This window comes from Paraburkholderia ultramafica (assembly GCF_902859915.1).
Lineage (GTDB): Bacteria > Pseudomonadota > Gammaproteobacteria > Burkholderiales > Burkholderiaceae > Paraburkholderia > Paraburkholderia ultramafica.
Genome location: NZ_CADIKK010000035.1, coordinates 23,667 through 38,473, shown reverse-complemented (window position 1 = coordinate 38,473; position 14,807 = coordinate 23,667). Strand labels below are relative to the sequence as shown.

At 60.9% G+C, this 14,807-nt stretch carries 18 protein-coding genes and 1 pseudogene; 10 read left to right on the top strand and 9 right to left on the bottom strand.

What is annotated here, in order from left to right; translation table 11 throughout:
* Positions 1–44: 44 nt before the first annotated feature.
* From phoU to HV744_RS29035, 6 genes are all read right to left on the bottom strand, one after another.
* The gene (phoU, locus tag HV744_RS29060; RefSeq protein WP_175152805.1) at positions 45–752 is read right to left on the bottom strand and encodes a phosphate signaling complex protein PhoU; all 708 of its coding nucleotides are present in this window, start codon (positions 750–752) and stop codon (positions 45–47) included.
* Between the two features lie 184 nt (positions 753–936).
* Complete coding sequence (locus HV744_RS29055) at positions 937–1,389, bottom strand: hypothetical protein (protein ID WP_175152804.1); 453 nt, start codon at positions 1,387–1,389, stop codon at positions 937–939.
* Between the two features lie 542 nt (positions 1,390–1,931).
* Positions 1,932–2,843 (bottom strand): CHAD domain-containing protein, encoded by a 912-nt coding sequence (locus HV744_RS29050; RefSeq protein WP_175152803.1) that lies wholly within the window; start codon positions 2,841–2,843, stop codon positions 1,932–1,934.
* 356 nt (positions 2,844–3,199) lie between these two features.
* Complete coding sequence (locus tag HV744_RS29045; protein ID WP_175152802.1) at positions 3,200–3,466, bottom strand: hypothetical protein; 267 nt, start codon at positions 3,464–3,466, stop codon at positions 3,200–3,202.
* A gap of 292 nt (positions 3,467–3,758) precedes the next feature.
* A complete protein-coding gene (locus HV744_RS29040) occupies positions 3,759–4,217 on the bottom strand; it encodes a DUF2846 domain-containing protein (protein WP_175152801.1) in 459 nt (152 codons plus the stop codon).
* Positions 4,210–4,602, bottom strand: coding sequence for a hypothetical protein (locus tag HV744_RS29035; protein ID WP_246279238.1), 393 nt, complete (start codon positions 4,600–4,602; stop codon positions 4,210–4,212). The genes HV744_RS29040 and HV744_RS29035 overlap by 8 nt, the downstream gene beginning before the upstream one ends.
* A gap of 158 nt (positions 4,603–4,760) precedes the next feature.
* Between HV744_RS29035 and HV744_RS29030 the strand changes: the two genes are divergently transcribed.
* The 6 genes from HV744_RS29030 to HV744_RS37685 all read left to right on the top strand — a co-directional run bounded on the left by HV744_RS29030 (position 4,761) and on the right by HV744_RS37685 (position 9,402).
* Entirely contained in the window at positions 4,761–5,381 is a 621-nt protein-coding gene (locus HV744_RS29030; RefSeq protein ID WP_175152800.1) for a rhomboid family intramembrane serine protease, read from the top strand.
* A gap of 83 nt (positions 5,382–5,464) precedes the next feature.
* Entirely contained in the window at positions 5,465–5,677 is a 213-nt protein-coding gene (locus tag HV744_RS29025; protein ID WP_246279237.1) for a hypothetical protein, read from the top strand.
* Positions 5,655–6,725 carry a cytochrome-c peroxidase gene (locus tag HV744_RS29020; protein WP_175152799.1) on the top strand — a complete coding sequence of 357 codons (1,071 nt, stop codon included), beginning with the start codon at positions 5,655–5,657 and terminating at the stop codon, positions 6,723–6,725. Before HV744_RS29025 ends, HV744_RS29020 begins: the two co-directional genes overlap by 23 nt.
* Before the next feature lie 112 nt (positions 6,726–6,837).
* Positions 6,838–7,485: a transglycosylase SLT domain-containing protein gene (locus HV744_RS29015; RefSeq protein WP_175152798.1), complete on the top strand. Its 648-nt coding sequence runs from the start codon at positions 6,838–6,840 to the stop codon at positions 7,483–7,485.
* 188 nt (positions 7,486–7,673) lie between these two features.
* Complete coding sequence (locus HV744_RS29010) at positions 7,674–8,372, top strand: DUF2242 domain-containing protein (protein WP_175152797.1); 699 nt, start codon at positions 7,674–7,676, stop codon at positions 8,370–8,372.
* A gap of 778 nt (positions 8,373–9,150) precedes the next feature.
* Positions 9,151–9,402: a hypothetical protein gene (locus HV744_RS37685; protein WP_246279236.1), complete on the top strand. Its 252-nt coding sequence runs from the start codon at positions 9,151–9,153 to the stop codon at positions 9,400–9,402.
* Positions 9,403–9,514: 112 nt separating this feature from the next.
* On the opposite strand, the pseudogene HV744_RS29005 reads toward HV744_RS37685, so the two are convergent.
* A pseudogene (locus HV744_RS29005) lies at positions 9,515–9,925 on the bottom strand (EamA family transporter); the annotation flags it as partial.
* A gap of 316 nt (positions 9,926–10,241) precedes the next feature.
* On the opposite strand from HV744_RS29005, the gene HV744_RS29000 reads away from it, so the two are divergent.
* Together HV744_RS29000 and HV744_RS28995 are read left to right on the top strand one after the other, a co-directional pair.
* Positions 10,242–10,994 carry an IclR family transcriptional regulator domain-containing protein gene (locus HV744_RS29000; RefSeq protein ID WP_175152796.1) on the top strand — a complete coding sequence of 251 codons (753 nt, stop codon included), beginning with the start codon at positions 10,242–10,244 and terminating at the stop codon, positions 10,992–10,994.
* Between the two features lie 224 nt (positions 10,995–11,218).
* Positions 11,219–11,431, top strand: coding sequence for a hypothetical protein (locus HV744_RS28995; protein ID WP_064268285.1), 213 nt, complete (start codon positions 11,219–11,221; stop codon positions 11,429–11,431).
* 155 nt (positions 11,432–11,586) lie between these two features.
* Here HV744_RS28995 and HV744_RS28990 read toward each other — a convergent pair whose 3' ends face one another.
* Positions 11,587–11,865, bottom strand: a complete 279-nt coding sequence (locus HV744_RS28990; RefSeq protein ID WP_175152795.1) for a hypothetical protein — start codon at positions 11,863–11,865, stop codon at positions 11,587–11,589.
* Positions 11,866–12,045: 180 nt separating this feature from the next.
* On the bottom strand, positions 12,046–12,801 hold the full coding sequence (locus HV744_RS28985; protein WP_175152794.1) for a Mut7-C RNAse domain-containing protein: 756 nt from the start codon (positions 12,799–12,801) through the stop codon (positions 12,046–12,048).
* 94 nt (positions 12,802–12,895) lie between these two features.
* On the opposite strand from HV744_RS28985, the gene HV744_RS28980 reads away from it, so the two are divergent.
* Positions 12,896–13,765: an NAD(P)-dependent oxidoreductase gene (locus tag HV744_RS28980; RefSeq protein ID WP_175152793.1), complete on the top strand. Its 870-nt coding sequence runs from the start codon at positions 12,896–12,898 to the stop codon at positions 13,763–13,765.
* Positions 13,766–13,919: 154 nt separating this feature from the next.
* On the top strand, positions 13,920–14,555 hold the full coding sequence (locus tag HV744_RS28975) for a LysE family translocator (protein ID WP_175152792.1): 636 nt from the start codon (positions 13,920–13,922) through the stop codon (positions 14,553–14,555).
* Positions 14,556–14,807 lie beyond the last annotated feature (252 nt).

Here is a 14,807-nt window from a genome sequence, read left to right as displayed (position 1 = left end):
TCACCACGGATGCGCTTTTGGCTTCGCCCCGCTTGCGCGATCTTTCATTCACTCAGGGCCGCGCGCAAGACCTGTTCAGGGGGAATGTGGCGAACGTCCTTGCCTTTGACGATATAGATGATTAGCTCCGCTATGTTTGTCGCATGGTCGCCGATGCGTTCAATCGCCTTGGCAATGAAGAAGTAGTCCAGCCCGACGGAGATGGTTCGAGGGTCCTCCTTCATGGACGACACCAGTTTGTATTCGAATGCACGAAAATGTTCGTCGATAGCTTCATCATCGCGGACGACTTGAGCTGCCGCGACAGTATCAAGGCGCGCGAAGGCATCGAGCGCACGGCGCAAGATAGTAATGGCCATCTCGCCGGACAACGAAATTTCCGCGATATTGATGGTTCTGGCGTTGTCGTTCTCCGCAATGCGTCGAGTCCGCTTCGCGACCTTCCGCGCCTCATCCCCGGCACGCTCGAGGTTCGCGACGGTCTTCGAGATTGACATCAGCAGCCGCAGGTCTCGTGCAGCGGGCTGGCGCCGCGCGATAATGTTGATGCACGCCTCATCAACTTCCGCTTCCATTGCATTGAGTCGGCGCTCGTCGACGAGGATTCGGTCGACCAGGTCCAAATCGCGGTGGCTGAGTGCCTGCATCGCATTGACGACCTGTGACTCAACGATGCCCCCCATCTCGAAGACTTTCGAGAGCACCTGATTGAGGTCCGCATCGAATCGACTGGAAAGGTGCTTATCGGGCATCGGAATCCCCGTCAGCCGCCCCGGCTGGTTATGTAATCGCCGTCCGGTTTAGCACCCGCTGCGTCACGGCATGCTGGTGTCGAATGGACGCGCGAGCGAAGCTGTGCGACATGTGCGTAAGTATCAAGCGAAGCGCAGTGCTCGCCCGGGCTCGTGTTGATAGCCCGCCCGGGGCGTCGTGACACTACGATTCTGCTGGCCGGCCAGTCTTGACGGTCTCGACCGCAGAAACAGCGGCCAGCAGACCCTCGGTGGTGGGAGCCGAGTCCAGCAAAAGCAGGCCAGCGCGAAGAAGCTCACTTTTTTTCACCGAGACGCCTGCGTCAAGACACTTCTGTTTCAGTGCCGCGATTTTCTCGTAGTCGGACTTCGGCATCGTGAAGCTGTCGCGCACCACCTTCTCTTTCTTCGCGCGTTTTGCTTTCATCTCCGCGACAGGACTGACTTCTGCAGCATCAATGGGTTTCGCACGCTTCTGTTTGACAGCCTTCGCCGGGGCCGGTTTGGCATCTGGGGCTGCGGCGGCTGCAGCGCTTTCCTCACTGGCCTGCTTCCCGTCGGCTTTCGCGTGGCCGTTGGCATTCTTCGGAAAGTGAAAGGCCTTCTTCGTTGGCTTCCTCATGCTGGGCTCACTCATGACAATCTCCGGATTGACAAACGATATAAACAGTATATACCGTTTATCGGTGATTACGGGACTGCCTTGGAGATGACCCCCTCCGAGCAGGACCGTCAAGTTGTCCACATATTCTGTTCGCAAGGCTGTGGACAATTCATGGGCAAGCGGCACAAGTCGCTGAAACGACTGGAATTGTGCGGTGGGCGTCCGGCGTGTGCATTTGGCTGACCGAGGGCACGAAATGCAGGAACGTGTAGTAAACACACCCTGACCAGGAAGGCACAAGCGCATCTCTCTACAGACAAAAAGAAATCGACTGTATGTCTGCGCAATAGGCCGATTCAATTTGCGTGCGGGCCACCAACATCGTCTAATCAGTTCCCGCTGTCGCGGTTCCCATCTCGCTCAACCCCAGGAGAGCACCACGGAATACGGCATGAACATGCCGGAAGTCGTCGCAAAGTGGCTGTTGACGGACCTCTCGCGCCGCGTCGAAACGAAGAAGCGAAAATCCAGGACTGGCTAAGCCAATCGCTGGATTTGCTGGGTTCGGCAACTGACTACCATCCCGTGCGCAGAATGTCCCGCGCGGTTCGCATCCGATGCTTTTTCTGCTCTTCCAGATACCTGACAGCTTCCTTGACCACGGTGTGTTCACCGAGTTGGGGCGAATACTCTCGAAGCAGCGTTTCGCTCGTGACGATGTCGTTGAGCTTCCCGAGCTCGTCCTGCACGGACGTCAACCGCTCAATCGTCGCTTGATGGTTGCCTTCGAGGACTCGCGAAAAGAACTCCAGCAGGTACCGCAGCCTCTTTCCCGAGATTCGCACCTCGTGAAGCGCTGTGTAGCCCGAGTCGTCATGCGACACCGCCCGTTTCACGCGCTTCTTCAGCGCTTTCTCGGCCGACACGACGCGGTCTTCGGCAAACTTCGCCAGCGTTGGACGGGTAGCTCGTAAATCCAGCTGATATCGCGCTCCCACCAGGGCGCTCTCCAGAATTCGCTCAACGCCCGCATTTCCGATTGCCGTGCGGCTGAAACACAGCGCGTCGGCGCGATGCGCGTCAACAGACCTGAGTAGCAATGTAAACGAATGCTGCATCGACTCGCCAGCCAGAAGAAGGTCACGCAAGACATCCCAATCTCGCGTCTTGCCTGCGGCGCTGGCCAGGGACTTGAACTCGCTGCGCTGAAATTTCGCGTCCTTCCTGTCGAGCAGCGGTTCATATGCCCACCATAGCGAGCGCATCCGGCGCAGCGCAACGCGAAGCTTGTGCAGCACTTCAGGGTCTGCTTTCGAATCAAGCTTACGAACTCGCCGGCTCGCCTCCTCGGCGACCACGGCAGCGAGAAGCGAGAAAGCGTCAGCAACCGGCATTTCAGCGGTTATCCAGCCTGCGCGCTCGCTACCAGGGGAACGGGCTTCACCGGGTGTTTCCGCCTCTGCCGATACGCTGGGTGAAGAACTCATTGCCGGCAGCTCCTTGGGACGGCAAGGTGGACGGGAAAGAGCCAACGGATTCAACCGCATGAAAAGGCCACATCGTGCACATTAAGCGGCGACCTCATTCAGATAGTATAGCTGCGTGAATGCTGCGGGCTGTTGACGCCGACGTGATACTGAACCGCATTCGGACATCGGTCTGACCCGACTGCCAATCGAAGAAGGGCTCCAGCGGTAAACCGTGGATATTCGGCGAGATGACCCGTCGAAATTTGTTTTCCCGCTTCATCAAAGACACTCACTCGCATCTGCGAGCGAGGCGGGGAAGTAGACGCGTCCGTCGACTTCGAGGGTAAATACGCTGCCGTCAGCCAGGAGGTGGCTCAGGCGCTTTCGGGTGACACCGAGGCGTTTGCGAAACTCCTGCTCCGGAAGAAGGTTGCCGCTTGCGACCATTGCGCGACGACCTTCGAGAGCCGCTTGCTGAAATTGCGCATGCAACGCTTTGACGTCGGCTTTGTCGTCTGAGTCGCGAAGGGAGAGTTGCCTTTTTCATCAGCTTTTGAGGCGTCGGCAACGGTTTCAGCGCCGGTCTCACTGCCGCCAAAGCCTTTGCGAGTGAGGCCTTGGCGATATTTCGATTGCTGCACCGGGGGGGTATTTTTGCCGAACCGTGTTTTGACTTTTAGGTCTTTTTCAATGGGTCGGCCAAGCCTCCCCGTCCAACTATCCGATATCGCTGGATGACCCGCCCCATAAGACTTTCACAGATACCACTGTTGTTTTTGGAAAGCTCTCTATTTAACAACAACATCGCTAGCTCCGAGAGCTTCAAGCGACAACGCGTAAATAGGACAATCTGCCAAAGGGCGCTGAAGTTAATTCAGCGCCCTTTGTTCTGCGCCGTACACGAACCGATTCAGTGATTCGCTTCCCGTCGATTTACTTCGACGCGGACGTACTCGGAGCCCCGGTGTAGTGCAGGCTCTCGAGGTTCTTTGCCGCTTCGTCGGCCGATTCCAACGTGGGGATAATGCGACCCACGAGTATTCCAAACCCGACGCTGGTCTTCACGTATTTCGTTTCACCCGCATCGAGCTTGAACGACACCGTTTTCTCGGTCTCGGTGGCGGTCGTCACGACGTACTGGCCGGCGGGTTCATCAACAAAGAAGAATCCACCCGGTTGCGATTTTCCGACCGGCGTGCCGTTCAGATTGATGCCAGGTTGCAGCGCCGCGCCGAACATCGAGCCCGAACGATAGAAATAGATTCGGCCTTGCGCGTCTTTCAAGGTCGGAATAGAGGACGCAACCTCCTTATACTGCGGGCCGCTCGCGCAGCCGGACGCGACGAGTGCCACCAATGCGCTGGTGGCCAATACTTTGAGCAACTTAGTCATTCGATCTCTCGGTTGTTATGGATTGGGGGGATGCCAAAGGGGAAAAGTGGGATTCGCCGGGCAGGTAAAAGCCCACCAGCGCGTCCTCCTTGACTACCAGATACGCTTCGTGGACCTGACGTCCTTCGATGGTGAACACACTACCGACTGGCTGGAGAACGAGTCCCTGCGGTACCTGTCCGACGGGCCGCCACAACGAACCGCCGCGCACCTGCCGCGAATACCCGGACGTGAGCCGGACGTCGACTTGACTGACAATCCGGACGCGCTGCTGTGTCGCCGTGACCGGTACGAATTGTGTGTTCTGAACCGGTATCGACGGCGCGCAGGCGGACAGCATCAGTGCGACAAACACGGATGGCATGAAGGCTTTTACGCTGATCACGATAAAACGCTTATGTCGTTGTTCTCATTACGTCTTATCGGCACATCCGGTGGGGAACTTGAGAGACCGCAACACCGCTGATAAAACCAGGTCCAATCTGGCGTTATCACGAGCAACGACAATTCAATGAGTAAGCTGCCGATCTGGAGCAACCCGTAATGCCGCAACCTGCGAGACGGTTCGCCGGCGCGCCGGCCGCCAGGGACACGCTAGCCGCGCAACTCAAGGCGCGAGTCGCGCTGCTCGCGCTTTTCGTCGGGTCGATGTGGGCAGTGTTCTTTCTGTCGGCCGCGTTGCCGTTTCTGAATCTCAACCAGCACGGTGTCGTGCCGCGCACGCTCGGCGGCCTGCAAGGCATCCTGATCGCTCCATGGCTGCATGCGAGCCTCGGACATATTGCCGTCAACACTAGCGGGCTGCTCGTCCTGGGCTGGCTGTGCTTGTGGCCGCGCATTGCCAACTTCTGGCATGCAACGTTAGGCGCGATGCTGGGTGCCGGTTGCTGCGCATGGCTATTCGGTGCGCCCAATTCGGTACATATCGGTGCGAGCGGACTGATATTCGGCTATGCAGCCTACCTGGTGGGCCGGGGCTTCTACACCCGCAACCTCGTCTCGATACTCGTGGCGCTGCTCGTTGCGAGCAGCTACGGCCTGACCATGCTGTTCGGCGTGTTGCCGCTCTTTTCCGGCGTGTCGTGGCAGAGCCATATCGGCGGCGCGTTGGGCGGTGTTCTTGCGGCACGCGCGCAGTCCCGCAGCCGTGCGCGAGTCTCGTGACACAACCATTCTCGAATCAACGCGTGATGACGATGCGATGAATAGGCGAGACGGCAGACCGTCGTCAGCGATATCGACGCGGGTTGCGGGCATTCCTCATGGTCGTTTGCGCGGCCTTGGTTGGTTTGATCGTCGCGGCTTGCGGCTCGTCGTCCTCGTCGCTGAAAGTGACACGACAGCAGCAGATCAGACACGTCTTCATCATCACACTCGAAAACGAAAACTACGCGACCACGTTCGGCGCGAACAGCAAGGCACCGTATCTGTCGCAAGATGTCGCGCGCGAGCTGTCATAGCCCATCGCACGCATACGGGCCGCCCAACGGCCTGGCGGCGCCGCGGGACGGGGCAGAGATGTGCGCGCAAGGCACGCGCGCCGTGCCGAGCCTGCGCTACGTACTCAACCGCACGCCGATATGGAGCCATCCGCAGGCGGCGAGCCTGTCCGGACGGCTCAGCGAAACGGACAACGCGCCGATGGGTGGCTTCGGCTGGGACGGCCGCTTTAACAAGCTGCACGATCAGGCGACGTTCCCGCTGTTCAATCCGAAAGAGATGGCCAACAAGGATCCGGCCGCGGTGCTCGCCAAGCTGGAGCGCGCGCCGTACGCGGCGCGCTTCAAGGAAGTGTTCGGCCAGAACATCTTCGCGGACCGCGCCAAGGCGTTCACGCAGGCGATGTATGCGATCGAGCGCTTCGAGCTGGAAGACCCGAGTTTTCACCCGTACACCAGCAAGTTCGATTACTACCTCAACGGAAAATTGCAACTAACGGCACAAGAGTCGAGAGGCAAAAAACTGTTTGACAGTCCTGAGGGCAGCAATTGCGCCTCCTGCCACATCGACCAATCGGGTGTGAACCGCGCCCATCCGCTTTTCACCGACTTCAATTTCCAGGCGCTCGGCGTGCCGCGCAATCCCGAGCTGCGTGCGAACGCTGATCCGAAGTACTTCGATATGGGCTTGTGCGGGCCGTTGCGCACCGATCAGGCGAACGAGAAAACCAACTGCGGGCTGTTCAAGTCGGTGTCGCTGCGCAACACGGCGACTCGCCACGTGTTTTTCCACAACGGCCGCTTCCATACGCTGAAGGACGGGTTGCGTTTCTACGTGCAGCGCGATACCAATCCGGCGAAGTGGTATCCGAAAGATGCGCACGGCAAAGTCGACAAGTTCAACGACTTGCCGGTCGCTTTACGCGTGAACGTCGACACGACAGACGAGCCGCTCACGCGCAAAGCAGGCGAGCGCCCGGTTTGGTCGGCGCAGGATATCGACGATGTCGCGGCCTTCCTCACCACGCTGAACGACGGCTACGATCTGAGCGCGAAAAAAGCGAGATAAAGCATGCCGGCGCCCGGTCGACCTTGATTTCAAAGCGAAATTCCAGCTGCCGGGTGGCTCTTATTGGGGCTACGCTATAATATGAAGATTCCTCCCTTTTCCGTCCGCCGTTATGAGCCGGTTACTTTGCCTGATCGTGCTTTCGCTCGGCCTGATGCAAACCGCAACGGCTGACGAAAATACCGACCGCATGTCCGCGTATCTGACGCACAAGTTCGGTCTGGCAAAGGATAAAGCTCGACAGATTTCCGATGCGGTGCAATCCGCCGCTTCGAAATATTCCCTCCCGCCGGCGCTCCTGCTGGCCATCATCTCGATCGAATCCCGCTTCAAGGAAAAAGCCAAAGGCGCCAACGGCGCGACCGGGCTGATGCAGGTCGTGCCGCAGGCTCATCGCGGGCTGCTGAGGAACGTCAAGGACCTCACCGAGCCGACCGCGAACATCGACGTGGGCTCGGCGATCCTGTACGGCTACATGCGTTCGGCCAACGGCGACATGAACGCGGCACTCAAGAGCTACGGCGGGTCGAAGGCGTATGCGCAAAAGGTGAGTTTGCGCGTCGAAGACTTTGCCGCGGTCGCCGCGCCGCAAGACGCCAGCCAGCATCCGGATGCGCAGGCCGACACCTGCGAAGCCGACCGTTGCGCGGCGCCGGTCTACTGGGCGAACGCGTTTACCATGCCGGCGATCAATGCCGCACGGGTGAGTGGCGCGGCGTCGGCGTCAGCGTCGGGCGGTTTGCCAGCGGCGTCGCGCTGAGCACGATCCCGCGCTTTCTTTTCCTCTCTCTTTCGTTTATGGCGGCTGCGCACTCTCGCTGTGGTAGGCGCTCGCCACGCCGTGTCGGGCTGCATCCGGCGGACGCTGCGTGCTTTTACGCACACCTGGCCGCCCGCTCTACAATGAAATCCCATTCGCGCTCAAGCAGCGCCCCCTTGCGATCGACCATGTTGACCTCGTTTTCCAGAACCACGACCGCGGCCCTGTTCGGCCTGCTGACCCTCGCCGCGTGCAGCAGCGCGCCGCAGCCGAAATTCCAGCAGGAATTGTTCGAAACCGGCGCGAGCCCTTACGCACGCAATTTCAATTCGAGCACCACAGATAGCTGCGAAGCCGCGCGCCGCGCGTTACTGAGCCAGGGCTACCTGACGACGATGACGCGCAACGATTCCGTCGACGGAACCAAGAACTTCCAGCCGACGGGCGATACCCACGTCGTCGTCGAGTTTCATGTGGTCTGCACGCCGGGTGAAGAGGCGAGCGATACGAGCATCGTTTATGTCAATGCCGTGCAGAACGGCTTTGCGCTGAAGAAAAGCGATACCTCGGCGAGTGTCGGGCTCAGCGTGCTGGGTTCACTTTCGCTGCCGATCCGCTCGAACAGTGATGCGATGGTCAAGATCTCGAGCGAGACCATTCCGTCGGGCAAGTTCTACGACCGGTTCTTCGGTCTCGTCGATCACTATCTGCAAACCGTCGTGCGCACGCAGCCGGTCGCTACTAGCCGTATCGAAACGCGTCTGTTGCCGGTGCCGGCTGAAGTGACGACGCCGGCGCCCGTTCCCGCGCCCGTTCCCGAATTGCCCGATGCAATCGGTCAGCCGGCGGCCGTTCAACCGGCAAGCGGAGTCGGCGTACCGCCGTGACGTATCTGCCGGGGTTCGCGGGGTTGGGGCTGATCAAGTCCTGATCAGCCTTCGATCTCATCGCGCGGCGGCACTTATCCCAGGTCTTTTACTTCAGATGTACATATATGTAGTAGTAATTAACAAGGGTTAACCCGTTCTGTGGATAACTCTCAAATGTTCCGTCACATCAACGTCGTGCGAAATCCATAACCGTGCGGAACACGTCTGTAGAAAAACTACAAAACTGGGTTAACTTTGACCGGACCTGGATGCCGGCCCGTTTTATCAAGATTCAGCACACAGGCTGTTCCATGCGCTATCCCGAAGTTATTCATAGGCAATTGTGGATAACTCGGTTCCCAACCGAATTCTCGACAGGCCGTCGCGCCCGGTTTTCAAGCACGCGAAGCGCTCGCCAGCGAACAGACCACCCCTCATCAGACGTGCACATTGAAGCTGGACGGTATAAAGATTGCGTCTCAATTTTTGCAAGCGCAACTGTTGCTATTTAGTCAAAACCATTTTGGCAACGCCCGATCCAGGCATAGAGTTAAAGTGTTTTCTGAGGTTATTGGTGCAGTGCGGGGGGATGTATGAAACGCAGATCAGCACGACAGCTAGTCCGTCTTCTCTCGGATATCCGACATGCCACCCATTGCAGCACGCTGCGGGCGGCAGCCACCAACCGGGCCATGGCCCTCGCATCCGCTGAACGAGAAGCGGACGCCGCCGACAACGACGACAGCACCGAGTCCACGCGCGACGCGCGTCAGGACAAGCCGGTCCGGAGCGGATCATGAGAGCCGCGAGCGAGCAGTCGCTGCGTTTTCTGGTTGAAAAGTGGCTCGCGCCGGCGCCTTCCGCGGCGGTTCACGTCACCGAATTCAGCCGCACCCGACTGGGGGGCCGGCGTTATGTACGCGTCGAAACTTCCGTTGAGACAGGCTCACGAGGTTTGTTTTTCTTTCGTCACGACGACGGCTGCTGGTGTGTGTTTCCGCCAACCGCCGATAGGTCGAGCTTTTCCGCCCGTCCGCGCGCCGCATAGCGCGCGCTCAGGCAACGGAACGGCGCTGATTGCCTGCGCGCATCTCGCGCGCTTCGGCGCGGCATCGGGCGACCGGCATCGGGCGACCGGCATCGGGCGACCGGCTACGTCGTCACGACGCCTGAGACACGCGATCGCGCCCGCGTCGCCAGCCCGGCATCACCTGACACACGATCAATCCCGCCAACATTAGCGCGCATCCGAGCAGCGCGCGCGTCGACGGCATTTCGCCAAGCACGAGCCAACCCGCGAGCGCTGCGAACACGCCTTCCATGCTGAAGATCACCGCCGCATGCGACGGCGCCGCATATTTTTGCGCGACCACCTGAATCGTATAGGCGACGCCCACGGACAGCGCCCCGCCGTATGCAATCGTCGGCGCGGCGCGTGCGATCACGGCAAGACTGATGGGCTCGACGACGAGGCCGACGGCGAGGCACGCGAGCCCGCACGTCACGAATTGCGCGATTGCCAGCATGAGCGTGTCGTGGCGCAACGCGAAGCGCCCGACGAGCATCAGCTTCGGCCGCGCCCGCGCCACCGGTTTGGGACCGCCCACATGATACGCGGGCACCCGGCAACCCTGCGAGCAACGCCTTCGCGAACTCCGCGCTGTCGGTCACAGTTGACGCGCGGATTGATGGGTTATCCGAACCATCGGGTATTTAATCCGCTGCGTCGGCCAAGACTGTTGGTTGTTTGTATCGCAAATTCCGCTGCCCCAACGCGCCACGCGCAGATCAACGGACTCGCGCGATAATCGCGCATCGGCCATGCGGCCCGCCACGCGCCCGCCTCACGACCAACCTGCCGGGGCCGCCGATTTACAGACAAACGCGATGGACGACAAAGACTGGATCGCCGGCGCCGCGAAGGCGTTGGCGATCATCGAAGCATTCGACGAAGAGCATGCGCGCATGACGCCGACGATGGTCGCCGCGCGCGCCGGTCTGTCGCGCACGGCGGCGCGCCGTTATCTGCTGACGCTGCGCGAGCTCGGCTACGTGGATACCGACGGCAAGCTCTTCTGGCTCGCGCCGCGCGTGTTGCGGCTCGGCCAGTCGTATCTGGATTCGGCGCGCCTGCCGCGCACCGTGCAGCCGTTTCTTCAGCGCATTACCGCCACCGTGCAGGAAACCGCACTGGTCGCAATTCTCGATGAACACGACGTGGTGTATGTGGCGCGCAACGGGGTGAACCGGGCGATGGCGGTCGGCTTCGTGCTCGGCTCGCGCGCGCCGGCGCCGTTGTCGTCGGCGGGATTGGTGTTGCTGGCGTTTCAGGCGCCGGAGAGCATCGACCAGTGGCTCGCGTCCTATCCGATCAAGGTGTTCACGCCGCACACCTATTCGACGATCGAACGGCTGCGCGAAGTGCTCGGCGAAGTCCGCCGCAATGGTTACGTGGTCACCGACCAGCAACTCGAACTGGGTGTGCGCGGCGTCGCGGTGCCGTTGCGCGACCGGCATGGTTCGGTGGTGGCGGCCATCAGCGTCAGCATGCCGATCGGCCAGGAATCCGCGAATGCCGCGCTGCATCGGGTGTTGCCGACTTTGCAGGAAACCGCCAGCCTGCTGCGCAATCTCGTCTGATGCCAGCTAGGTAATGTCCCTGGTACGGTATGCTTAATGATTGAAAGCGTGACGAAAGCAAGCTGTCTCCCGGAAAATACATATCGAGTTTTGCGCATGACAAACCGCCTACGCTGGGTAATACTCTCCCGCGGGGAACGGGAAGGCGCCTCAAGCCTTGTCTGCTTCGCCGTGCAACTATTTCATTCACATTGACTCAGTCGTCCAGGTTTGGGGAACAACACATGAAAAAAGTTATCGTCTCGCTCGCAGCCGCATCGATCGCGCTGGTCTCCGTTCAAGCTTTCGCACAGGCATCGGACGCAGCAGCGCCGGCCGCAGCAGCTAGCGCGCCGAAGAAGCACCACATCAAGCAGCTGAAGACGCACGGCAAGCGTGCTCCGGTTGCAGCAGCAGCTTCGGCCGCCGGCACGAACGACAAGGGCGCGGCGAACTAAGCTGATGCCCGATTCGTCGGGCGAGCCGCCCCGCTTCGCCGTAATGCGCCGCTAGCCGGCCAATGCAGCATTGGTGCGGAAAAAAGGCGTCGCCAGCAAAAAGGCCAGAGCACAAGCTCTGGCCTTTTTGCATGGACGGCGGTTTTTTGCGGCGATCAGCCCGCGAGGCCACGCTTGATCACTTCGTTCAGCAGTCCGGTCATCCCTTCGGGATGGGCGGCGGCGCGCGTTTTCAGCTCTTCGACCAGTTCGCCGTTCAGCTTGCACGCGAACGCGACGAGGCCCTGCGCCTGATCGAGCTTGCGCTGCTCACGGCGATCGAGCTTCGGCTCGGCCGTGGCGGCTCTACCGAAGCGGTCGGCGGCTGCCTGCTTCATTGCGTTGTTCAGCTTGAGCGCCTTGTTCTTTTCAAGGTCGGTTTTCTTCATCGCCATACGGAAGGCCTCTGCCAGATAAGTAATCCCGCATTGTACGCATCGTGCCGCGCGTCGCGGGATCGGCGGTAGTTGGCGGGCGGTGTGTTCAATATGCGCGGTGCAGCCGATGCGCCCGAAGCGCCCAGGCCGCGTCGCAACCGAAGCATCAGCGCCACGGGCGCGAACCCCTGGCGAAACTCAGTCGGTCTGGTCCGGCGCGGCCGCCACGCTGTCCATCAATGCGCGCATTCGTTGCCAGTGCGTGCCCTCCCAGAAGACGCGTTGGCACACGTCGCAGGTGACGAACTGGCTATGCCGCGCCAACACGCCATCCGGCGCGCGGGCGCCGACTTCCTCTTTGGCGATACGGCGCAGCGGCGCATTGCACATCAGACATAGACGGAACGGCTGCGCGCTGCCGGCCAGATCGAGCCGTTCAAACACTTCGCGCAATTGCTCGCGCGGCCTGAGCGTACGAACGTAGCAGCCATGCGTGATGCTGCGGCGTTTCAATAACTCACGGTCGCGTGTCAGCACGATGCGTTGTTGCGCGGCGGCGAGCGCTTCAATATCGGCGTCGGGATAGTGGTTGTCGTATAGCGTATCGAAGCCGGCGAGCCGCAGCAGCGGCGCGAGGCCGCCGAGATGCGCATCGGCGATGAAACGCACCACCCGTAGCGGCCGTTCGCGCACGCGCAGCAGCGGCTGGATGTCGAGCGCTTCGAACTTCGGATAAACGGCTACGCGATCGCCGTCCGCCAACGGATGATCGAAACCGACCGACGCGCCGTTCACCAGAATCAGTTCGACCTCGGTATGCGGCACGCCGAGCGCCTCGATCATGTGCTTGGTGGTGGCGCCGGGCGCGCAAGCGCAACTGAACGCGCGCCGGCGCAGCGGCCGGGCGAGAAAATCGTTCAATTCCTCGTAGAAGCGGAATGTCGCGGTGACCATCACAGCAGTATCGCACCGTGTTTTGTTGCGCGCTGTCCTGCACGTGTCGCATGGGTGTGCTTTACTTCCAGTTCTTTAGAAGACGGAGCGACAGATGGACATCGGTTTTATCGGTCTCGGCGAGATGGGCGCCGCGATGGTTGCAAACATTTTGAAAGCCGGGCATCAGGTGCGCGTATGGAACCGCTCGCCGGAACGGGCGCACCCGCTCGCCGAGCTCGGCGCGCGAGTCGTCGCGACGCCGGCCGAAGCGTTTGCGGGCGACGCGGTGTTCTCGATGCTGGCCGACGATAGCGCACTGCGCGAGGTCATCACCGCGTCGCTGCTGGAGCATGCACCGCGTGGCCTGATCCACGTCAACATGGCGACGATCTCGGTGGCGCTGGCCGAGGAACTGGCGACGGCGCACGCGTCGCGTGGCGTCAATTACGTTGCCGCACCGGTGTTGGGGCGGCCTGATGTCGCGGCCGCGGGCAAGCTGACGATCGTCGCCGGCGGGCCCGCCGAGTCGATCGACCGGGTGCAGCCGGTTTTCGACGTGATCGGCCAGAAGACCTGGCGCATCGGATCGCTGCCGCAACAGGCGAACGTGATGAAGCTTGCCGCGAATTTCATGCTGGGCTCGGCCATCGAGACGCTCGGCGAAGCGGCGACGCTGGTAACGGGCCATGGTCTCGCGATGCAGGATTTTCTCGATGTCATCACGAGCGGTATATTCCCCGGCCCGGTTTATTCGGGCTACGGCAAGATGATCGCGGAGCAGCGCTATGAACCGGCGCTGTTCAAGGCGCGTCTCGGACTGAAGGATCTGCGCCTTGCGCTGGTCGCGGCCGATGCGGTGACGACGCCGATGCCGATCGCCAGCGTGGTGCGGGATAGTCTGATCGAAGCCGTGGCGCACGGCGATGGTGAGAAGGACTTTGCGGTGCTCGGCCAGGTGGCTGCACGGCGGGCTGGGCGTTAAGGGACGAAGGAGCATATTGAGCGGCTGGAAGCCGCTCACTACGCCAAAGCCATACCGCGGCGACGCTACCACCGCTCCGGCCACCACATCACCGGGCCGCGGACCCACGCAGGCGGGCATAATAGCCGCCCGATCTCAATCCACCTCGATCCCAATGACTCTGCATACCTGGTGGCTGTTCGTCGCCACTGTCTTCGTCGTTTCCGCCATTCCCGGTCCGAACATGCTGCTCGTGATGACGCACGGCGCCCAGCACGGCTTGCGCCGCTCCAGCGCGACCATGGCAGGTTGCCTGTCGGCACTGGTGCTGATGCTGGCGGTCTCGGCGGCGGGTCTCGGCGTATTCCTCGCGGCCTGGCCGGCCATGTTTAACGCGCTGCGCATGATCGGCGCAGCCTACCTCGTCTATCTGGGCATCAAGGCATGGCGCGCGCCAGCCGATGAGTCCGCCGCCGGCAACCTCGACGAACTCACTGCCAAGCCCGCGCGCTCCCGTTTCGCGCTGTTTCGCAACGGCTTCCTGGTGGCCGGCAGCAATCCGAAGGCAATCCTGTTCGCGGCCGCGCTGCTGCCGCAATTCATCGATGCCACACAGCCCAAGCTGCCGCAGTTCGGCGTGCTCGTCGCCACCTTTGCGGCGATCGAGGTGAGCTGGTATCTGGTGTACGCGGGTTTCGGCACGCGCATCGGCGCCAGATTGAAGAGCCGCAGCGTCGCGCGAATGTTCAATCGCCTGACGGGCGGCGTGTTCGTCGGCTTCGGCGCAATGATGGCGTTGGTGCGCCACTAGGCGCGCGGCCGGCTCCGCACGGTCAAGGAAGGCGACAGGGCATGACGTAAAGTGTTGCATATAAACAACACGAAGGGTCAACCCTAATTTATATGTTGCGACGCACCAAAGCATTTGCTATAGTACGTCTTGTCTCCTCCATGTCTCCTCTGATATGGATTCAGCCCGCCCACATAGGCGGGCTTTTTTTTGCCCCGAATTTCCCGGCGTCGCGTATCTCTCGAGCGTCGTCCGGAAAAGACAAAGCCGGCT